This window comes from Exiguobacterium sp. s40 (genome assembly GCF_018617905.1).
Classification (GTDB): Bacteria; Bacillota; Bacilli; order Exiguobacteriales; family Exiguobacteriaceae; genus Exiguobacterium; species Exiguobacterium mexicanum_A.
On sequence record NZ_JACSLC010000002.1, the window covers coordinates 147,444 to 166,013 of the forward strand.

An 18,570-nucleotide genomic window follows, 5' to 3' on the forward strand; every position below is an offset into this window, starting at 1 on the left:
AAATCATATGGACCGCACCATCACTGTCAAAGGCACAGGGAAAGTATCGGCCAAGCCTGATTTGATTGTCGTGAGAATGGATTTGACGTCAAGAGCCGTCCGCTATGAGGAGACGATGAACGGGGCGGCACTCGCCGTCACGCGGCTGCAAAAAGCGATTGAACAGGCCGGCTTTGCGAAAACGGATTTAAAGACGACCGACTTCTCGATTGACACCGACTATGAGAGCTATCGGGACAAACAAGGCAATTATAAATCGCGGTTCCGAGGCTATGTCTGTCAGCAGAAGACGAAGCTCGAGTTTCCGCTCGATACGAAACAACTGTCAGCGGTCATCGAACATGTCAGCAACTCGCTAGCCGAACCGAAACTGTCCATTTCGTTCACAATTAAAGATGCGGATACGATTCAAGACGAACTGCTCGCGAGTGCGGCGGCGAACGCGCGCCATCGAGCCGAACTGTTGGCGAAAGGTGCCGGGGCGACGCTCGGCGATTTGCTTCAAATCGATTACACATGGGGCGAGCTGCATCTTTACTCCCCGACACGTCTCACGCTCCATGACGAGGTGCTCTTCTCGGAGGCGGCGATGCCGGAACTTGAGCCGGATGAGATCGACTTGAGTGACTCGGCGACGTTCGTGTGGGCGATTCGATGAGACGCGTCATCGGATTGTTGCTGCTGTTCCTATCGGTTTCAATGTCAGCCCAAGCCTTATCTTGGGCGTATGCGTTCGTCGTGTTGGACGGACGGGTGTATGAAGTGATGGACGTCGCGGTATTGGATGCTGACTTGGGTGACGTCGTCGGCGAGGTGAAGACGTTGGCCGACGATATGGATGGCAGCTTCTACGGTGACGCCTCGAACATGTATCCGATTGGGACAACGTATCGGAAAGTGAAAGGGGAAGTGAAGGAAGACGTGCTCGCGGTTGAGGATGGGTTTGGGTGGAAGCGGGCCGAGTATCGGCATGACGCCCCGTTCAGCATGCGTGACCATTTGGATAAGGTGGCATATGGATTCGTCGGACTCGGCCTCGTATTTTTTGTTATGTATCGATTTAGGGGGACAAGATGAATTTATTTGAGTTTAAAAGATATGTATCACGGCGAATCGAGGACCGTGGCTACGGTTATTATATGAGTGGGAACCTCAAATTAGTGTCACAGACTCGAAATACGTACTGGTTTGATATATATGGCAGTAGCGTTTATCGAGTGGAGGTTACATGTGCGAACGAGTGGATGATTCAATCGTCATGCGATTGCCCTTATGATCAAGGAACGTGTAAACATGAAGTCGCAGTTTATTATTGGTTACGCAATCGGCTTACACCGGGGGCACCATTTGATTTAGCAAAAGAACTCGGCAAGCTGAAGAAAGCCGACCTCATCGATGTGATGATAAAGCTAGCGCATGACCCGGATATTCACCATCGTTTGGCACACGACCTCGGACCGCCATCAAGCAACCCAGAAACATTCGTTCAAGTCTGTGAGCGAGAAATTTCCGAAAAGTTTTCAAACGGCACGATTAATCAACAAGAAATGAAGACCTTGAAACGTTATCTGTTTCGTAAAATAGATGTGATTCAGTCAAATGAAAATCCTGTATCACGCTTATTCAATAGTATTTCATTTCTTGATACAGTCACTCCGACAATCATGAGATGTGATATATTTCTTCACTTGTTGTTCGCTGTGCGGGACGAAGTCACTGATTTGATGGTGTCAGCCATTGAGGAAATCCCAGAGGCGGAACGAGACATGGTTTTTCAACGTTTCATTTTGATGTGGCATGAACTGCATCTAGCCGTTTACAATGACGTTCATGTTCAATTGTTGAAAGTGATTGTCCCCATCTATGGAGGAGATAAGACGTTTCTCATCGACCAAATCAATCGGTTTAGAAGCACGCACGCCGAGGCTAGTGATTTGGAGCACCTGGACGAGTTCACGAAAGTGTTAACAGAAGAAAGTTGGTAAGTTGATAATCAAGTATGGAAATAGGGAACAGATTCATGTAGGGGTTACCCAGTCTTGGAGAGAGAAGGGACAAACATGAAAATCCTCATCATCTTTGACTCGATGTACGGGGTGTACCGAAAAAGTCGCATATGCCATCAAGGACGGGTTCGGCGACTTACACCGCGTCGACATCATGCAGATCAGCCACGTCGGATACGGCGACCTCGCCAACCTTGATTTGTTCATCGTTGGTTCGCCGACTCACGGAGGGCGCGAGACCGAGGACGTGAAGACGTTTCTCGATGGCTTATCGGACCATGCGCTGCGTGGTACACGAGCTGCAGCCTTCGATACGAGTATGGCCGAAGAAGATCAAGGCTTTTTCGTCGGGAAAATCGTCAAATGGTTCGGTCACGCCTCGACCCGCATGGAGCAGTTACTGCTCGAAAAAGGAGCGGAGCCGGTGCTGAAAGAATCGTTCATCGTCCTTGATAAAGAAGGACCACTTAAAGACGGAGAGCTCGAGCGGGCGACCGAATGGGCCCGTCACTTGATGGACAAATAATCTGGCGTGTTCCTTATGGGACGCGTCTTTTTTGACGCAGAATTGTCCGAAGTGTTCGCAAAACGGGTAAATATAAGGGTAGCTCTTTTGTGTGGAACGGAGGGAGAATGATGAAAAAATGGGAACGTGACGTCCTCATGGGTTGGATTGTCGTCTTATTGGTGCTCGTTGCGCATTATGTGATCACGGTATCACTCGGCAACACGTATTTTGCCGAGTCCACGATGAACAGGATGCTTTGGCTCAGTAGCTTCCCGGCCTTTTTGATCGCCTTTCTCGCGGCCCTCTTCCAAAAAACGAACACGCTCACGCTCGCTGTTCGTCGTAGTGTCATTTGGACGGCCGAACTCGTCGTCGGCTTCTCGCTCGTCGCCTGGTTCTTCCGGGCGTTCAATGTGTTGTTCGAGAGTCCGGGCGCGTATTGGGTGTTCGGCGCCCTTCTGCTCGCTCCGCTCGTCTACTTGTTCGAGTTCCGGCGTCAAAACCGTGGGACGAAAGCCGGGGCCCACTAAATTTAGAAAACGTCTCCGCCATGGAGGCGTTTTTAGTCTGGTCTGGAATGGGAATGGGGTACAGAAGACAAGAATGGAGGGAATCACCATGAGTCATTATTTTTCATCATCATACGAAGAGTCGCGCGAGAAGTTTCTCGCCTTACTCGACAACGTTAAAACCTATTATCCGACGGCCCGCGTGATGTCCCACTCGATCGGCGAGGACACGATCGACTTGATCATCGGTGAGCCGGCGGGGTCACGCGAGGCGGTGCTCCTCATGACAATCGGCGAGCACGGCATCGAAGGGTATGCCGGTGCCGCCGTGACGCATCAGTTCGTCGAGACGCAGCTCGAAAACCTTCGGCATGAGTCGACGGGAATTTGTCTCATTCATGCGGTCAATCCGTGGGGGATGAAGCACTTCCGCCGCGTCAATGAACATAACGTCGACTTGAACCGGAACTACGTCATCGACCGAGAATCACTCCCGCGTAACGTCAATAAAGAGTATGAAGTCATGCGGCACTTGTTCGTCCCGGATGGCGTCATCGATGACTACCATGAATCGCGCGAACATATCTACTCGTTCCTCGGTTCTGGTATCAAGCTCGACGGCTTCGAGGCGATGACCGAGGCGAAAGGGATGGGACAATATCAGTTCCCGAAAGGCGTCTATTATGGCGGTGAGTCGGATGAGCCGTCCGCCATCTTTTTGAAGGAGATTCAACATGACCTGCTCGATCGCTATGACCGCGTCGTCCACATGGATTGGCATACGGCGCTCGGTCCGACGAACGAAGTGACGATGGTCATCAGTGAGCGCGACGGGCGTGACGTCGACGCGTTGAAGCGGACTTACGGGTTGAAGAACATCCAGACGTATGACCCGACCGATGTCCTCGGGGACTCGACGAACCACTTCTATTACGTACGGGACACGCACTATCCGGACAAACAACTCGTCTCGGCGTTGTTCGAGTTCGGGACATTCGGGACGTCGACGAAAGCGACGATTCGCGAGTTCTTGACAATTATTCTCGAGAACCGGCTCTACTTTGAAGGAACGAAAGACCCGGAAGCCCGCAACGGCATTCGAAAAGAATTCATGGCCATGTTTTATCCGGAAGATGAGTCGTGGCGGACGTCCGTATTACTCGAGGGGGCGGCGGCGATTGAGCATGTCTTGAAAGCCGAATCGCTCTGGCGCGACAGTTGACAGGTTTCCACTTCGGTCAAACGGGAAAAAGTGGGTTGTGGGCAAACACGCACGCCGCTCAACAATTCAACTGGGGGTTTTGACCAATGGGGAATTATATTACCGCACATGACGGAACGAGTATTTACGTGGAAGACGTCGGGACAGGCGATGCCGTCGTCTTCTTGCACGGCTGGCCGGCAAACAACAACATGTTCGAGTATCAAAAGAATGCATTGCTCGAAGCAGGCTATCGCTACGTCGGGATCGACTATCGTGGCTACGGCAAGTCCGATGCACCGGCGACAGGTTATGACTATGCAACGATGGCGTCGGACGTGCACATGGTCGTTGACGGGCTTGGCATCAAAGATTTCACGCTCGTCGGCTTCTCGATGGGCGGGGCCATCGCCATCCGTTACGCCGTCGATTTCCCGGATGATGGGTTGAAGAAACTCGTCCTCTCAGGCGCAGCGGCACCAGTGTTCACGCAACGTCCGGACTATCCGTACGGGATGACGCAAGCCGAGGTCGACGCGTTGATTGAGGATACGCTGAAAGACCGTCCGAAGATGCTCGAAGGGTTCGGTGAGATTTTCTTCGAGAAAGAACATTCGAAACCGATGCAAAACTGGTTCCATCATCTGTCGCTCGTCGCGTCGAGTCACGGGACGATTGCTTCGGCGAAAGCACTCCGTGATGAGGATTTGCGCGAGGACTTGCCGAAAGTCAATGTCGAGACGCTTATCATCCATGGCGTCCATGACAAGATTTGTCCGTTCGAGTTCGCGCTCGAAATGGAAAAAGGGATCCCGAACGCTCGTATCGAACGGTTCGAGGAGAGCGGTCACGGTACCGTCCTCGACGAGATGGACAAGTTCAACAAGACGTTGCTCGGATTTATTTGAGTGTGTGACAAGCCTAGGACGTTCCTAGGCTTTTTTTGATGCTCATCTGTAGCACGTTTGTTACGGATTTTGAGGCTAGAACGACTTGTACACGGGTATAGCTAAAATGAAGCACTTTGTTCGAGTTGAGATTGAACAAGTTTGCTGTATGTCGAGGTTTTGACATAGAGTCGTTGGTGTTCGTCACACGGTCAAGGATGGCTATGGAAAAGCCGCTCGGGACCGTGCCTGTTTTTGTGTTCTAGCACAATTCGAACAGCTCGTCTGGAAACACTTCACAAGAAAAAAGAAATAAGCCTCCTTTTGCTAGAACGGATGACATTTAGATGGTCAATTTGTGCTGACTAGACCTTAATACATGGTACAATGGAGAGGTGGATTTTTAGATTGAGGAGAGATTGTACATGAATATCGCTTTCTTTTTATATCCGAAAGAAGACGTCAAATATTTAGACCCGGAATCGACGGTGCGTCAAGCGCTCGAGAAGATGAAACATCATCGCTTCACCTCGGTGCCGCTCGTATCCGAGAACGGCTTTTACGCCGGGACGATGACAGAAGGGGATTTGCTCTGGGCACTCGCCGAACAGCTTCGCGGGGAAGAAGACTACGAAAAAGTGCTCCGGACACGCCTGAAAGATATCAAGCAACGCGTACGGTATAAGCCGGTCGCCATCACGGCGCAAATCGAGGAGCTCGTCGATGCGATCACCGATCAAAACTTCGTGCCGGTCGTCGATGACGGGAAATATTTCATCGGTATCATCCGGCGCCGCGACATCATCGAGTACTATTCGACGAAGTTGCAACAGCTCGAGAATAAAGTGAACTGAGCGAACGGACCAACCTGTGAAAGCGGGTTGGTTTTTGTATGCGTTAGTACAAGCAACGGTGAGGCGGACTATAGATGGAAGCACGAGTCATTGAATCGATTGAGCTATGGTTTCAAGAGGCAGGGTCTGAGGAAGCGGTGAACTTCATCGATTTCATGCTGTTTATGAATGAATCGGCTTGTTCTTTGCTTCACCGAGACACGTTACATGGCATCTTCACCTATCAGGTCCGCTACCAAGACGGGACCACTCAGTCCGTTTCGTACGATAAAGACGAGTGGGTCGCCTATGAACGGAATGAATGGTAAACCGGTATGAACGGCGGTGAGTGGGTGTGGTGGCTCGTCGAGCGATGGCGTTTTGTCGTGGAGTGGTGGAGCGGTCGGGACTTCCGGACGGGTGACGAGATCGAGGAAAACTTCTATGGAATAATCCCATACGGTGAAGTTCAACCACTTGACGTTCTGTTGTATTCAATCATTGAAAATGATGCCCACAACACAGAAGCGTTAATCGAAGCGGGGTATTACCATGACCCGCTACTGCATGAATGGATGGCGATTCCCGATTCGACGGAGAGCCTACGACCGCTCGTCTTGGCCGTCTGTTACAACGAAGGAATCATCGAGACACCCCGAACCATCGAGCGAATTGAAGTGACGTTCACCAATCTGACGACAGGAGCTGTCCAATCGCTTGCGAGTGCACTCGAAGCGTATCAGAAGCCAGCAAACCTTGATTTAGATGATATGGAGTATCGCGATGACATGTTTTATCGCGACGAGTCCATTCAAGGGACGATTCGTTATGAGGTGACGTATAAAGGCGGAAGGGTCCAATATGTCGAACATGACAAATCAGAGATATTCATGGACTGGGACATGGCGATGATCAATTGGTTTTTCGAACATTGGAAGAAACTGTACGAAGCATATGCCGAAAAATCGTTTCCATCCGGTCAACCGTTGCAACGCTTTGAATCGGGCTATGATTATTGGAAAGCCAGACTGTCGCCTGAAGCGTGGGACGAGCTCATTCAATCGACAGACCCTTTCGACCAGCGGCTTTTGACGGATAGGGAACCACATGATGAGATTCGAGACGCAAAAGAGCAGTTTGAGATGATGTTCGATCAAGCAGCGGAGCTCTACCTTGAAGATTTGCGTCACGGATTCTATGTTGATCAACTGTTGGAACAACGAATCGACGTCGAAAGCTCGTTCGATGCCGTGATTGCGCTTTACAAAGAAATATTCGAGGCACAACAGAAAAGGCGAACGAGGGAGCAACTGCTTTATGGGGAAAAGGATGAAGGGGATTTTAACTGAGTCTGGTTTTTTTTGTAGATTTATGAAGATGCGTTACACGCGGTCGAGCCATTGGCTGTAACTCAAAAAGACGACTTCCACAATGGAAAGTCGTCTTTTTGATGTGCTTCAGTTACGAGAGCGGTGGGAAATGGGGAAGCACATATTCTCCTAGCTCCGTGATGACCTCATCGGCCGGACGTGCCCGTCGAACAAGGCGAAGAACAAGTGGTTGACACCGATTCCACGATACACTTCGAGTAGTTTAATCAGCTGATTGCGACCGACACGGAAACCGAGCCGGATTGGCGTCGGAAGCTCGTCCTGGTCATGCGTCAAATCGAGATGCATCGGCATCGAGAACGGTGTCATCATCCGCACGGTGTATGAACAAGTCCCACCGAAAGTCGTCTATTCCCTGTCCGACTACGGTTGGTCGCTCCAACCGATTTTGGATGCGATGTGTGACTGGGGAGAAGGGCATATTGAACAGACGGGGGAAGATGTCATCTCTTGACGAAATGGTTGCTCATGCCGAGCAGCCGTTTTTTGTTGCCTCATGTCGGGTACAAAGACAGAGACAAGGAGGGAACAATATGGATGTGTTGACATATCGATTTGAAGACGACGGCTCGATCCCAAACAATCCGGATTTCCCGGTGTTGTTGTATCGCGGCGTGTTCGATGAGACGGACGGGATGCAAGCGACGTTCGAACATAACGGTTGGGGCAACAGTTGGGTCAACGGGGTGTTCGATTATCACCATTACCATAGCAACACGCATGAAGTGCTCGGCGTGAAGTCGGGCCGGGCGACCGTCCAACTTGGCGGTGCGACCGGAGACCTCGTCTCGCTTCAAGCAGGAGACGTCTTGATTTTGCCGGCCGGGACGGGACATCGTCGTCTCGAGGCGAGTGAAGACTTCGCCATCGTCGGTGCCTATCCGGAAGGGCGCGATTATGACACGTTAACAGGGAAACCGGAAGAACGGCCGGACAGTGTGCAACGGATCGAACGAGTCGACAAACCGGCGACCGATCCCGTCTTTGGGACGACTGGGCCGTTACATGAACAATGGACGAAGGAGGAGATGGCATGAACCGCATTCCACATACATTAATTTTGGCGGCACTGAAACAACACGTGGCTGAATTGCCAGACGGGCGTGAAATGAGGGCCCTCGGGCAAGGCACATGGCGCATGGGAGAAGACGAATCGAAACGGGAAGCCGAGATCGAGGCACTCCGGACGGGACTCGACTGCGGGTTGCACGTCATCGATACGGCGGAGATGTACGGGGAAGGGAAATCGGAGTCGCTCGTCGGTGAAGCGATTCAAGACCGGCGGGAAGACGTGTTCCTCGTCTCGAAAGTGTATCCGCATAACGCCGGGGGCGACAAACTCGTCCAAGCTTGTGACGCGACGCTCGAACGGCTCGGTACGGACTACCTCGACTTATATCTCCTGCATTGGCGCGGGAACATCCCGCTCGAGGAGACGGTCGACGGGCTCGAACAGTTGAAGGCGGACGGTAAGATCCGAGCGTGGGGTGTCTCGAACTTTGATGTCGACGACATGAAAGAACTGCTCGCCTTGCCGAAGGGGAAACATTGCGCCGTCAACCAAGTGCTCTATCATCTCGGCAGCCGCGGCGTCGAATACGATTTGTTGCCATTTTTACAGGAGCAAGGAATCCCGATGATGGCTTACGCCCCGCTCGCGGAAGGCAGCGACGTGAAAGAGAAAGTCTTCAACGACGAGACGGTGAACCGGATTGCCGAGGCGTACAGTGCGACGCCGGCCCAAATCTTGCTTGCGTGGACGGTGCGGAGCGGAAACGTCATCGCCATCCCGAAAGCGGGTCAGAAAGCGCACGTCGAAGAGAACGGCGCGGCGTTGCTCCTCAACTTGACCGAGGACGACTTCAATGCGCTCGACGAGGCGTTCCCGCCACCGAGCCAAAAAGAACCATTAGATGTGATTTGAAGACACAGGTGGGCTCACGGGCTCACCTGTTGTTGCGTCTTGACCTCGGAGAAGATGAAATGTGTAACGGTCTGGGCGTAAGGGATGGCCGCATCGATGAACTGCTCGGCCTCGGCGAACGTCGCGAATTGCATCTTCAGCATATAGCAGGCGCTCCCGGAGATGCGATAACAGAACGACACGTTCGACTGCTGACCCAAAAACTGAGTGAACGCCTCATAGTTCCCGTTCTTCACGGTCGCCTCGATGAGACATTGAATCGGTCGACCAAGCAATTCATGATCGATATCAATCGTGTAACCTTTGATGACGCCAAATGACTCGAGCCGGCGGACGCGTTCGCCGACGGACGGAGCCGATAAATTGATGCGGCGCCCGAGTTCGCTCATCGAGAGGCGGCTGTCGTTTGTTAGTTCATGTAAGAGGAGACGGTCGATATCGTCGATTTTTAGCATGAAATGAATTCTCCTTTTTTTCGTATTATATGGCATGTATTGTACCTGGATTCCGTTATGAATGAAATGGGAAACGTCATGGGCACCTTCTATACTTATATACAGGAGGTGTTGAGATGAGTCGAATCCAACCAGCTGTCATCGGAAAGACACCGTTCGAACGATTGCTCGCGCATGACGAGGGCGTGATGCGACAGTGGTCAGCGCTCGGAGACATGTTAACGGGCGAGGGGAGACTGTCCGCCGAGTTGAAAGAACAGGTACGACGGACGCTCGCCCAACAAAACGGCTGTGACTACTGCCAGGCGAAAGGAAAGCCTGAACCGCATATGTTCGACGAACGGACGGCACTCGCCGTCGGGTTCGCCGATGTGTTTTTACAACTGAAAGGCGACACGCCGGCCTCGTCGATTCGTGTGCTCCAAGACGTCTTCACGGATGCCGAGATCAGTGAACTTTGCGCTTTTATCGCCTTCATGACGGCCTCGCAATACGTCGGCGCCATGCTCGGGCTGGAACGAGAAAACCCACTCACGCTGACGTGAGTGGGTTCGTTTTAGTGCGCGAGCGGGTGTTTCAATAGATAGTCTTCAATCTGTCCGACCGTCTGTTTCAACACGCCGTCCTCGAACGGCGACTTGAGACCGGCCAATTCGACGAGCTCGAGGAACGAGCGGCTGCCGCCGGCTTGGCAGAGCGTGAGGTAATCGCTCCACGCCGCCTCACGGTCCTCATGCATGCGCACCCAGAACTGGAAGGCGCACACTTGCGCGAGCGTGTAGTCGATATAGTAGAACGGGCTCTGGAAGATGTGTCCTTGTTGGTGCCACCAAGCGCCTGTCTCGAGGTAGTCGTTCGTCTCATAGTCACGGTGCGGCAAGTACACCTTCTCAAGGTCACGCCATGCCTGGCGACGCTCAGCGACCGTCATGTCAGGGTTGCGGTAGACGACGTGCTGGAACTCGTCGACGAGGACGCCGTACGGGAGGAACGTGATGCTTCCTGCCAAGTGATTGAACTTGTATTTGTCGACTTGGTCGCCGAAGAACAGTTCCATCCATGGCCAGCAGAAGAACTCCATCGACATCGAGTGGATCTCACACGCCTCGTATGTCGGGAACGCGTATTCCGGCGTCGTCAAATGACGGCTCTCATACACTTGGAAGGCGTGACCGACCTCGTGCGTGAGCACGTCGATATCGCCGGCCGTCCCGTTGAAGTTCGAGAAGATGAACGGGAGACCTTCTGACGGGAGATACGTGCAGTAACCGCCGCCGGCCTTGCCCGGTTTCGCCGTCAAGTCGAGGGCACCACGCTGTTGCATGAACTGGAAGAACTCGTCCGTCTCTTTTGAGAGTTCACGATACATCGTGTTGCCGCCTTCGATGATGAACGCCTCGTCGCCCTGTGGCGTCGCGTTGCCGTCTGGGAAGACGAACGACTCGTCGTAGTACGTGAGCGAATCGACATCGATCCGCTTCGCTTGCTTCTCTTTTAACGTCGTCGCGAGCGGGACGATGACGTCGCGCACTTGTTTGCGGAAGTTGTCGACGTTCGACTCGTCATAGCCGACGCGTTGCATACGGGCGTAACCGAGCTCGACGAACGACGGGAAGCCGAGCGCGTGCGCGATGTCGGTCCGGACGCGGACGAGTTCGCCGTAGATGCGGTCGAGTTCGTCCCCGTTGTCGGCGAGATATGTATAACGGGCCTCGGATGCCGCTTTTCGTACCGAACGGTCAGGGGACTGAAGATACGGGCCGAACTGGGACAAGTTGAGCGTCTTGCCGTCGAATTCGATTTGGGCCGCTGACATGACTTTCTGATAGGCGGTCGCCAATCGGTTTTCTTCCTGCAGTTTCGGGATGAGCGACTCCTCGAACGTTTTGAGTGCACGCTCGGCGAGTTCGAACAATTGGCTGCCCCATTCCTGTTCAAGTTGGCTGCGCAGGTCGTGCTCGGTCAAGACGCGATAATACGCTTGGACCTCTTTCTCGTAAACCGGTAACGCATCGTCAAAAAATGTCTGCTCGGCCTCGTAGAACGCATCACGCGTATCGATCGAGTGGCGGATTGCGACGAGTTGACTTTGCGTCTCGAACGCGTTCCGTTCCTGGTTGATTTGGCGAATCAATTCGTTCGCTTCTTCGAGTGTGCTCGCTTGTTGCAATTCGACTGAATAGTCCGACAATCGGCTGTTCAAAGCGTCCAAGTCGGGCCGTTCATATGACAATTTTGTGAAAGTCGTCATTGTAAGCGCCTCCATCATGTGAAATTTTTATAAAGTGTAAAAAGGGCTTGCAAAAGCGATTGCACACTCGTATTCTTACGATGTGTAAACGAATTCGCACTACCTTATTACAACTATACCGTTTATAGGGTAGGGATTGAAGAGGAAGCTTTTCGGGTATAAAAACTAAGACTTTGATTAACAGAACATGTTGGAGGGATTAAGCTATGGGATTCTTTAAAAAACTATTTGGTGGTAAAGAAGAACAACTTAACGCGGTTTCACCGCTTACAGGGAAGGTCATTGACATCACGAACGTTCCTGACCAAGTGTTCTCGCAAAAAATGATGGGTGACGGCATTGCCGTCGAACCGACAGACGGCAAAGTCGTCTCGCCGGTCAACGGTACAATCGCGACTGTCTTCCCGACAAAACACGCGATTGGGATCAACGCTGACAACGGTGCGGAGTACTTGATTCACATCGGTCTTGACACGGTCAATCTTAAAGGTGAAGGCTTCGAAACGCACGTGACAGAAGGTCAAGCCGTCAAAGCTGGCGACACGCTCGTCACGTTCGACCTCGACTTCATCAAAGCGAACGCGCCGTCGACGATCACACCGGTGATCATCACGAACCACGACAGCTTCGGCGTGAACAAACTCGTTGCTGAAGGCGACACGGTCACAGCCGGTTCTACAGAAGTCGTCGAATTGACGAAAAAATAAGTTGAACATTTTACTCGGAGGCGTATGCTTCCGAGTATTTTTTTATGGATTCGGGAACTATACTAAAAAGAGAGGGGGAGAGAGACATGGATGGAAAAAACGCACCGTACCGGGGTTATGGGGATCGGATTCGAATATTACGTGAGCGGGCCGGCATCTCGGTCGAGGCACTCGCCGACCGCATTGGCGTCGCCCCGTACTTTATTCGCCGGACCGAACTGAGTGAAGTCTACCCGACGATGCCTTACATAGAGGCGCTCGCCGAGGCGCTCAAGATTGACGCGAACTATTTGGCCCGCCATATTTGGACGGGCGAGTCGCTCAAAGTGCTCATGAAAGGGACGGTCCCAGAACTTGAGCAAATGAAGCTCGCCTACGATGAGGCGATGCACGGCAAGTCGACCGAGGACATGCAGCGGCAGCTCGAGGCACGCATGCGCATCTTCGACCTCATGCATGAGGAAGAACTCCATCGCATCTTCGCCGAGGACGAGGAACCGACTACACATCATGCGCTCGAGGCGCTCGTCGATGCCGTGCTCGACCTGGGACGCTCGCACGAACCGACGCATCGAATCGTGCCGTTCGCCCGCTATATCGAGCAGCTCGTACCGGACCAGTTCGTCGACAACTCGTTCCAATACACGGAGTTCGGGGTCGTCGATAAATCGTATAAATTGCAGTGAACAACACGGACTAAAAGTTCGTGTTTTTTTAATTTAGTTAGGGAGGAAGTACAGATATGGAGATGGTGGAAACAATGAAAAGCTCTAGGGAGCAATTAGGTAAAAGTTATCGAAGTGCGGATAGTGAATTTAGAGATTTGATGTTTTATGGACAGAAATTAAGCAAACGAGAAAAAATGATGCTAACCCTTAAACTTGATGAACTACTTGATGCGTCGATGTTATACCATCAGCAAATTGGAAAGGGACAGAGCAAAGGATAAATACAAAAGGAGCCAAGACGCATTGTCTTGGCTCCTTTTGTCGATATTAACGCGCCATGCGCGAGTCATATCTTACTTTCGGTCGTGTCCCGGCAAGTAGGAAGCCGAGCACGATGTTGAGAATCGTGAGCACCCAACCGACGTAACCGAACGTGTAGGCGAGGCTCGCGAGCATCGTCTGCCAGTCGAGTAAGGACGCGGCGTCACCACGAACGGTGAAGCGGATCGCGGTGAATCCGATGAGCGTCGTCGTCGTGATCAAGATGCCGATCCACGCGCCGCCGAACCGCGACGTCTCTGGACGCCGGCTGACCGGATACCAAAAAGCGAGCGTCCCGAGGAACGTGCTTCCCGCGTATGCGAGCAAGATTTGCCACAGCGCATCGGCGTCCAAGAAGACGGTATAACAGATGAACGTCGTGAGCGTCGTCATGAAAGTAAAGATTAAAGCTGCGAGTAATCGTGATCGCATTGTTCGTTTCCTCCTCATTTTGCACATTCTTTAGAGTATACGAAAACGAAAATGCTGTAAACGTTATTGTCGATTCTGTAATATTTGTCGCCATTGTTTAATCGCGTTGTTGCCGTAGAATAGGACGCCGCCGTGATAAAATTTCGAGCCGACCCACAAAATCACACCGATCGTGGCAATCATGATGCCAATCGACAACGCGACTTCCCATACCGGCACATCGACGAGCATGACACGAAGGAACATGAGCATCGGCGTGAAGAACGGTACGTACGACAAAATCGTGACGATCGATGCTTCCGGGTTGTTCAAGCCGAACATGGCGGCGAGGAACCCGGCGACAAGCAGCATGATGACCGGCATCGTCATCTGTTGCGATTCTTCGACCCGGCTGACGAGTGAGCCGAGTACGGCGAACATGGCCGCATAGAGCAAGTAGCCGAGCGTGAAGAACGTCAACAGGTAAACGACGGCCCGGACGTTGCCGGCGTTATCGATGACCGACTGGGCCATCTCGTTGCTGCGGGCGCTGAAGTACCCGAAGCCGAGGAAAATCGCGATTTGAAGCAACGCGAGCGTCCCGATGGCCGAGATTTTGGCGAGCATGTGCGTCACAGGATGCGTCGTCGAGATGATCAGCTCCATGACGCGTGACGATTTCTCGGTCGTGACCTCGGTCGAAATCATCGAGCCGTACGTGATGATTGAGACGTAGAGCAACATGAGCATGACGTAGACGAACGCGAAAGACGAGAACAGTTCGTCCGAGTTCTCTCCGCCGCGGCCGAGATACGACTCTTCGACCGTGACAGGTTCATTCAACGCCGCGAGGACGGCCGGATCGATGTTCGACGTCTCGATCAGTTCGGCGTTCCGGATTTCGCGGAGCGCCGTCTGGAGGACTGTCGTGAAGTCCGGTTCTGGCCGTTCCGATAGAACGCGGGCCGAATCCCCCTCGATGAAGGCGACAATCTCATAATCCCCGTTGTCGAGACCAGTACGCGCCTCGGACTCGGAGATCGCGGCCGATTCGATGTCTTCATAACCGAGCGACTGCATGAGCGTCGTCAGTTCGCTGTTTTCAGTGACGAGGATGGCTTGGGCCTGGTCGGTATCCTCGAAGTTCGCGAGCAGACGGTCGATGTTCGTGAAGCCGAGGATGAACAAGATCGTTAAAATCGTCGAGATGAGGAACGCCTTTGAGCGCAGCTTCGAGCGTAACGTGAACGAGTAAAGTGGTCCGAAGTTATGAAACATGTTGACCGACCTCCTTGATGAAGATGTCGTTTAATGAGACGGGTTGGCGCATGAACGTCTTGACGGCGGCACCGTTCGAGACGAGGGCCCCGAGCACCACATCACTGTCTTCAAATGAGTCGAGTCGAACGAAATGGCCGTCTTTATGCGGCTCGATCGCCCGGACGACTGGGAGGGCTTGGAGCACGTCAGGTCGGTCCGTCTCGATAAAGAGCACCGGTTCAGCGTAACGTTCCTTGATCGTTGGAACGTCGCCGCTGACGACCGCGCGGCCGCCTTTCAAGATGCCGATGTGTTGGCACAGCTCCTCGACGTGCTCCATCCGGTGGCTCGAGAAGACAATCGTCGTCCCGGCGTCGCGGAGGGCGAGCACTTCACGTTTCAAGATCTCGACGTTGACCGGGTCGAGCCCGCTGAACGGTTCATCGAGGATGAGCAGCTCCGGGTTGTGGAGCAGGGCGGCCACGAGTTGAATCTTCTGCTGGTTCCCTTTGGACAGTTGTTCGACGCGCATCGTCTCATACTGCGGGATTTCGAGCCGTTCGAGCCATGACTTGACCGCCCGTTTCGCCTCGGCTTGGCGCATTCCTTTCAAGCTTGCTAGAAAGACGAGCTGGTCCCGGACGGGTGACTTCGGATAGAGGCCCCGTTCTTCCGGCAGATAGCCGACGATGCGGTGGTCGACTTTTCGGCCGTCCCAGAGGATCATCCCGTCACTCGGTTTTAGGATGTCGAGAATCATGCGGAACGTCGTCGTCTTCCCAGCCCCGTTCGCCCCGAGCAGGCCAAACATCTCGCCTTTTGGGACATGAAAGCTCAAGTCGTCGACGGCCGTGAAGTCGCCGAACTGCTTCGAGACACGATCAATTTGTAACGTCATAGAATGTACCTCCTTATAGGTGTCTACTAGTAGCGTACGCCATGTTGAGCAAAAAGTTTCACATTTCTTCAAAAATGATTTATCTTGAAATCAAGATAATAAAAAGGAGGACATGACATGACGAAGCAATCAGCGGGTATCCATCACATCTCGGCGATGGTGAAAGACCCACAACGTACATTAGATTTTTATGGGAATGTCCTCGGACTTCGATTCGTCAAACAGACGGTCAACTTCGACGACCCGGGCACGTATCACCTCTACTTCGGGGACGAGCAAGGGTCACCGGGGACGGTCATCACGTTCTTCCCGATCCCTGGAATCGGCAAAGGTAGCGTCGGCAGCGGACAGGTCGGTGTCACGGCTTATCTCGTCCCGGAAGGCAGTCTGTTGTTCTGGGAGAAACGATTGAACGACCATGGCGTCGGTACGGTCGCGACCGAGCGCTTCGGCGAGCCGTCGCTCTTGTTTGAAGACCCGGACGGACTTGTCGTCGAGCTTGTCGCCCGGACCAGTACGAAACAGACAAGTTGGGTCGTGCCGGGCGTGACGTCACGCGAGGCGATTGTTGGTTTTGCCGGGGCGACGTTATTGTCGAAAGACCCGGAGGCGACGGTTCGCCTGTTGACGGGGCTGTTTGGCTTTGAGACGGTATGGGAAGATTCAGAATGGATTCGCCTCGAGGCGACGGCCGACTACGGCAACGTCATCGATGTGAAAAAGACCATCCTACCGAACGGGGTTCCTGGTTCGGGGACGGTCCATCATATCGCCTGGCGCATCAATGATGGGGAAGACTATGCCTCATGGCAAGATGCCATCTTCGAGCTCGGGCTACGCCCGACCGAAGTGAAAGAGCGTCACTATTTCCGTTCGGTCTACTTCCATGATGGCGGCCGGATTCTTCACGAACTGGCGACCGATGCCCCTGGCTTTTTGATTGATGAGAGCTTGGAGGGCCTCGGCTCGACACTCAAACTCCCGGCTTGGTTCGAACAAGACCGCGAGGCGATCACTCGCACGTTACCGACGATTACAATCCCGAGAGGAGACATGACATGATTCATCAATTCATCAAAGGCACGACCGAGACGACACTCGTTTTATTGCACGGTACAGGAGGGACGGAACAGGACTTGATTCCGCTCGCTCGAATCCTCGCCCCGGAGGCGAACATTTTGACGCTGCGCGGGGACGTCCTCGAGAACGGCATGTCCCGCTTCTTCCGCCGTCACGCGGAAGGCGTCCTCGACCTCGAGGACTTGAAGAAACAGACGGAACGGTTCTTGACGTTCTTGGATGACGCCACGACAGAGTACGGCATCGACCGGGACAAGATGATTCCGCTCGGTTATTCGAACGGCGCCAACTTGATCGGCTCGGCGCTGTACCGACAAAACGCATTCCACGTGTCGCTCTTATTCCACCCGATGGTCCCGGACCGCTCGCTCACGTTACCGGACCTCGCTGGTACGAACGTGTTCATCTCGGCCGGAGAACGTGACCCGATTTGCCCGAAAACAGAAACAGAAGAGCTCACATCGACGCTCCGAAGTGCCGGAGCGGACGTTGAACTCTTCTATCACGAAGGCGGGCACGAGCTACGTATGGAAGAAGTCGAGGCAGCGCAGACCTGGCTGGCGCCGTATCTCGGTTAAGCCATCTTCTTCGGTTTCGATGGTCTCGAGTAGACGACGAGCACACCACGATCAATCAAATAGGCGGCGAACAGACGCTTCGCCTCTTCAGAACGGACAGTTCGGTCGATTTGGATATACAATCGGCCGAGCTTTTTTTGTGACGTGCGGGTCAATAACCAGATGGAGTCAAGCGTGTACTGCCAGCTACGGAGCGTGTCGGCCCCGATGTACATGTATCGGTTCGATGTGCGTTCGAGCAGGTAGTTGAGCCACCAGACGTCACGCGCGAGTTTCATGGCGACACCGATGAAGAACGAAAGGAACACAAAGGACAGCACGGACAGAATCGGATGGATGGCGGTGAATCGTTCCCGGATCGGTTCGAAGGCGACGATGAGCAGTCCGACGGAAAAGGCGCCGGTGAACCACCAAAATCCGAAGTTAGAGAATGAACGTTTCGGGTCATGTACCATGTGGTGACGGTTACGAATGACGGAAGCCATTCTCCACACCTCCTTTTATTAGAATATTCTGATTATTTGGTAAGGCTACTATACTATATTGTACCCACTCTCGTCTATTTGAATACGCTTGAAACATGCTGTCGGATGAAGATTTCTTGACGTTTCGGCTTGCGAAGGGCAAATCCGGGGAATGATGACAGTGACGTCATCATTTTTTTGTGGAAACGTAATTTCAC

At 53.0% G+C, this 18,570-nt stretch carries 24 protein-coding genes and 2 pseudogenes; 19 read left to right on the forward strand and 7 right to left on the reverse strand.

The genetic code is table 11. The features are described 5' to 3' along the window. Positions 1–7: 7 nt before the first annotated feature. The 10 genes from KNP02_RS02340 (at position 8) to KNP02_RS02385 (ending at position 7,293) form a co-directional block, all read left to right on the forward strand. Entirely contained in the window at positions 8–658 is a 651-nt protein-coding gene (locus KNP02_RS02340) for an SIMPL domain-containing protein (protein ID WP_214707069.1), read from the forward strand. Beyond that, positions 655–1,077 (forward strand): hypothetical protein, encoded by a 423-nt coding sequence (locus tag KNP02_RS02345; RefSeq protein WP_214707072.1) that lies wholly within the window; start codon positions 655–657, stop codon positions 1,075–1,077. Before KNP02_RS02340 ends, KNP02_RS02345 begins: the two co-directional genes overlap by 4 nt. Next, on the forward strand, positions 1,074–1,985 hold the full coding sequence (locus tag KNP02_RS02350; RefSeq protein WP_214751417.1) for an SWIM zinc finger family protein: 912 nt from the start codon (positions 1,074–1,076) through the stop codon (positions 1,983–1,985). The genes KNP02_RS02345 and KNP02_RS02350 overlap by 4 nt, the downstream gene beginning before the upstream one ends. Before the next feature lie 94 nt (positions 1,986–2,079). Beyond that, positions 2,080–2,532: a flavodoxin family protein gene (locus tag KNP02_RS02355; protein WP_251129108.1), complete on the forward strand. Its 453-nt coding sequence runs from the start codon at positions 2,080–2,082 to the stop codon at positions 2,530–2,532. A 110-nt stretch (positions 2,533–2,642) separates the two neighbouring features. Next, entirely contained in the window at positions 2,643–3,044 is a 402-nt protein-coding gene (locus tag KNP02_RS02360; protein WP_214707082.1) for a hypothetical protein, read from the forward strand. Between the two features lie 88 nt (positions 3,045–3,132). Further along, positions 3,133–4,245, forward strand: a complete 1,113-nt coding sequence (locus KNP02_RS02365) for a M14 family metallopeptidase (protein ID WP_214707089.1) — start codon at positions 3,133–3,135, stop codon at positions 4,243–4,245. Positions 4,246–4,331: 86 nt separating this feature from the next. Beyond that, positions 4,332–5,132, forward strand: a complete 801-nt coding sequence (locus KNP02_RS02370; protein WP_131472910.1) for an alpha/beta fold hydrolase — start codon at positions 4,332–4,334, stop codon at positions 5,130–5,132. Positions 5,133–5,536: 404 nt separating this feature from the next. Beyond that, entirely contained in the window at positions 5,537–5,965 is a 429-nt protein-coding gene (locus KNP02_RS02375) for a CBS domain-containing protein (protein WP_021066516.1), read from the forward strand. 74 nt (positions 5,966–6,039) lie between these two features. Continuing rightward, complete coding sequence (locus tag KNP02_RS02380; protein WP_214707092.1) at positions 6,040–6,273, forward strand: hypothetical protein; 234 nt, start codon at positions 6,040–6,042, stop codon at positions 6,271–6,273. 6 nt (positions 6,274–6,279) lie between these two features. Next, positions 6,280–7,293, forward strand: a complete 1,014-nt coding sequence (locus tag KNP02_RS02385; protein ID WP_214707095.1) for a hypothetical protein — start codon at positions 6,280–6,282, stop codon at positions 7,291–7,293. A 112-nt stretch (positions 7,294–7,405) separates the two neighbouring features. Here the strand turns inward: KNP02_RS02385 and KNP02_RS02390 are convergent. Next, positions 7,406–7,638, reverse strand: a pseudogene (locus KNP02_RS02390) (LLM class flavin-dependent oxidoreductase); the annotation flags it as partial. Between KNP02_RS02390 and KNP02_RS02395 the strand changes: the two are divergent. The 3 genes and pseudogenes from KNP02_RS02395 to KNP02_RS02405 form a co-directional block, all read left to right on the forward strand. Continuing rightward, a pseudogene (locus KNP02_RS02395) lies at positions 7,631–7,789 on the forward strand (winged helix-turn-helix transcriptional regulator); the annotation flags it as partial. The pseudogenes KNP02_RS02390 and KNP02_RS02395 overlap by 8 nt on opposite strands. 79 nt (positions 7,790–7,868) lie before the next feature. Then, a complete protein-coding gene (locus KNP02_RS02400) occupies positions 7,869–8,372 on the forward strand; it encodes a cupin domain-containing protein (RefSeq protein ID WP_034778690.1) in 504 nt (167 codons plus the stop codon). Then, positions 8,369–9,259: an aldo/keto reductase gene (locus KNP02_RS02405; protein WP_138859013.1), complete on the forward strand. Its 891-nt coding sequence runs from the start codon at positions 8,369–8,371 to the stop codon at positions 9,257–9,259. Before KNP02_RS02400 ends, KNP02_RS02405 begins: the two co-directional genes overlap by 4 nt. A gap of 14 nt (positions 9,260–9,273) precedes the next feature. Here the strand turns inward: KNP02_RS02405 and KNP02_RS02410 are convergent, their stop codons facing one another. After that, complete coding sequence (locus KNP02_RS02410; protein WP_131472905.1) at positions 9,274–9,714, reverse strand: Lrp/AsnC family transcriptional regulator; 441 nt, start codon at positions 9,712–9,714, stop codon at positions 9,274–9,276. 116 nt (positions 9,715–9,830) lie between these two features. Here KNP02_RS02410 and KNP02_RS02415 point away from each other — a divergent pair, with 116 nt between their 5' ends. Continuing rightward, positions 9,831–10,259 carry a carboxymuconolactone decarboxylase family protein gene (locus KNP02_RS02415; protein ID WP_214707099.1) on the forward strand — a complete coding sequence of 143 codons (429 nt, stop codon included), beginning with the start codon at positions 9,831–9,833 and terminating at the stop codon, positions 10,257–10,259. Positions 10,260–10,270: 11 nt separating this feature from the next. Here the strand turns inward: KNP02_RS02415 and KNP02_RS02420 are convergent, their stop codons facing one another. Beyond that, positions 10,271–11,965 (reverse strand): M3 family oligoendopeptidase, encoded by a 1,695-nt coding sequence (locus tag KNP02_RS02420; protein WP_214707102.1) that lies wholly within the window; start codon positions 11,963–11,965, stop codon positions 10,271–10,273. Between the two features lie 206 nt (positions 11,966–12,171). On the opposite strand from KNP02_RS02420, the gene KNP02_RS02425 reads away from it, so the two are divergent. The 3 genes from KNP02_RS02425 (at position 12,172) to KNP02_RS02435 (ending at position 13,621) form a co-directional block, all read left to right on the forward strand. Next, positions 12,172–12,672, forward strand: coding sequence for a PTS sugar transporter subunit IIA (locus KNP02_RS02425; protein ID WP_021066526.1), 501 nt, complete (start codon positions 12,172–12,174; stop codon positions 12,670–12,672). A gap of 86 nt (positions 12,673–12,758) precedes the next feature. Next, positions 12,759–13,358, forward strand: coding sequence for a helix-turn-helix domain-containing protein (locus KNP02_RS02430; RefSeq protein WP_214707104.1), 600 nt, complete (start codon positions 12,759–12,761; stop codon positions 13,356–13,358). A gap of 56 nt (positions 13,359–13,414) precedes the next feature. Then, positions 13,415–13,621 carry a hypothetical protein gene (locus tag KNP02_RS02435; protein ID WP_214707112.1) on the forward strand — a complete coding sequence of 69 codons (207 nt, stop codon included), beginning with the start codon at positions 13,415–13,417 and terminating at the stop codon, positions 13,619–13,621. Positions 13,622–13,667: 46 nt separating this feature from the next. Here the strand turns inward: KNP02_RS02435 and KNP02_RS02440 are convergent, their stop codons facing one another. The 3 genes from KNP02_RS02440 to KNP02_RS02450 form a co-directional block, all read right to left on the reverse strand. After that, on the reverse strand, positions 13,668–14,093 hold the full coding sequence (locus tag KNP02_RS02440; RefSeq protein ID WP_214707114.1) for a hypothetical protein: 426 nt from the start codon (positions 14,091–14,093) through the stop codon (positions 13,668–13,670). Positions 14,094–14,156: 63 nt separating this feature from the next. After that, on the reverse strand, positions 14,157–15,350 hold the full coding sequence (locus tag KNP02_RS02445) for an ABC transporter permease (protein WP_214707116.1): 1,194 nt from the start codon (positions 15,348–15,350) through the stop codon (positions 14,157–14,159). Further along, positions 15,340–16,230, reverse strand: coding sequence for an ABC transporter ATP-binding protein (locus KNP02_RS02450; protein ID WP_214707118.1), 891 nt, complete (start codon positions 16,228–16,230; stop codon positions 15,340–15,342). Before KNP02_RS02450 ends, KNP02_RS02445 begins: the two co-directional genes overlap by 11 nt. A gap of 117 nt (positions 16,231–16,347) precedes the next feature. Between KNP02_RS02450 and KNP02_RS02455 the strand changes: the two genes are divergently transcribed. Together KNP02_RS02455 and KNP02_RS02460 are read left to right on the forward strand one after the other, a co-directional pair. Next, positions 16,348–17,292: a VOC family protein gene (locus KNP02_RS02455; protein WP_214707125.1), complete on the forward strand. Its 945-nt coding sequence runs from the start codon at positions 16,348–16,350 to the stop codon at positions 17,290–17,292. Continuing rightward, complete coding sequence (locus KNP02_RS02460) at positions 17,289–17,888, forward strand: alpha/beta hydrolase (RefSeq protein WP_214707134.1); 600 nt, start codon at positions 17,289–17,291, stop codon at positions 17,886–17,888. The genes KNP02_RS02455 and KNP02_RS02460 overlap by 4 nt, the downstream gene beginning before the upstream one ends. On the opposite strand, the gene KNP02_RS02465 is transcribed toward KNP02_RS02460, so the two are convergent. Continuing rightward, entirely contained in the window at positions 17,885–18,373 is a 489-nt protein-coding gene (locus KNP02_RS02465; protein WP_034778666.1) for a hypothetical protein, read from the reverse strand. The two genes, KNP02_RS02460 and KNP02_RS02465, sit on opposite strands and share 4 nt — an antisense overlap. Positions 18,374–18,570: the final 197 nt, after the last annotated feature.

Bases quoted from the DNA above. Each gene is read 5' to 3' on its own strand.
- KNP02_RS02340 (WP_214707069.1), top strand. From the start codon at position 8: ATGGACCGCACCATCACTGTCAAAGGCACAGGGAAAGTATCGGCCAAG.
- KNP02_RS02345 (WP_214707072.1), top strand. From the start codon at position 655: ATGAGACGCGTCATCGGATTGTTGCTGCTGTTCCTATCGGTTTCAATG.
- KNP02_RS02350 (WP_214751417.1), top strand. From the start codon at position 1,074: ATGAATTTATTTGAGTTTAAAAGATATGTATCACGGCGAATCGAGGAC.
- KNP02_RS02360 (WP_214707082.1), top strand. From the start codon at position 2,643: ATGAAAAAATGGGAACGTGACGTCCTCATGGGTTGGATTGTCGTCTTA.
- KNP02_RS02365 (WP_214707089.1), top strand. From the start codon at position 3,133: ATGAGTCATTATTTTTCATCATCATACGAAGAGTCGCGCGAGAAGTTT.
- KNP02_RS02370 (WP_131472910.1), top strand. From the start codon at position 4,332: ATGGGGAATTATATTACCGCACATGACGGAACGAGTATTTACGTGGAA.
- KNP02_RS02375 (WP_021066516.1), top strand. From the start codon at position 5,537: ATGAATATCGCTTTCTTTTTATATCCGAAAGAAGACGTCAAATATTTA.
- KNP02_RS02380 (WP_214707092.1), top strand. From the start codon at position 6,040: ATGGAAGCACGAGTCATTGAATCGATTGAGCTATGGTTTCAAGAGGCA.
- KNP02_RS02385 (WP_214707095.1), top strand. From the start codon at position 6,280: ATGAACGGCGGTGAGTGGGTGTGGTGGCTCGTCGAGCGATGGCGTTTT.
- KNP02_RS02400 (WP_034778690.1), top strand. From the start codon at position 7,869: ATGGATGTGTTGACATATCGATTTGAAGACGACGGCTCGATCCCAAAC.
- KNP02_RS02405 (WP_138859013.1), top strand. From the start codon at position 8,369: ATGAACCGCATTCCACATACATTAATTTTGGCGGCACTGAAACAACAC.
- KNP02_RS02410 (WP_131472905.1), bottom strand. From the start codon at position 9,714: ATGCTAAAAATCGACGATATCGACCGTCTCCTCTTACATGAACTAACA.
- KNP02_RS02415 (WP_214707099.1), top strand. From the start codon at position 9,831: ATGAGTCGAATCCAACCAGCTGTCATCGGAAAGACACCGTTCGAACGA.
- KNP02_RS02420 (WP_214707102.1), bottom strand. From the start codon at position 11,965: ATGACGACTTTCACAAAATTGTCATATGAACGGCCCGACTTGGACGCT.
- KNP02_RS02425 (WP_021066526.1), top strand. From the start codon at position 12,172: ATGGGATTCTTTAAAAAACTATTTGGTGGTAAAGAAGAACAACTTAAC.
- KNP02_RS02430 (WP_214707104.1), top strand. From the start codon at position 12,759: ATGGATGGAAAAAACGCACCGTACCGGGGTTATGGGGATCGGATTCGA.
- KNP02_RS02435 (WP_214707112.1), top strand. From the start codon at position 13,415: ATGGAGATGGTGGAAACAATGAAAAGCTCTAGGGAGCAATTAGGTAAA.
- KNP02_RS02440 (WP_214707114.1), bottom strand. From the start codon at position 14,093: ATGCGATCACGATTACTCGCAGCTTTAATCTTTACTTTCATGACGACG.
- KNP02_RS02445 (WP_214707116.1), bottom strand. From the start codon at position 15,350: ATGTTTCATAACTTCGGACCACTTTACTCGTTCACGTTACGCTCGAAG.
- KNP02_RS02450 (WP_214707118.1), bottom strand. From the start codon at position 16,230: ATGACGTTACAAATTGATCGTGTCTCGAAGCAGTTCGGCGACTTCACG.
- KNP02_RS02455 (WP_214707125.1), top strand. From the start codon at position 16,348: ATGACGAAGCAATCAGCGGGTATCCATCACATCTCGGCGATGGTGAAA.
- KNP02_RS02460 (WP_214707134.1), top strand. From the start codon at position 17,289: ATGATTCATCAATTCATCAAAGGCACGACCGAGACGACACTCGTTTTA.
- KNP02_RS02465 (WP_034778666.1), bottom strand. From the start codon at position 18,373: ATGGCTTCCGTCATTCGTAACCGTCACCACATGGTACATGACCCGAAA.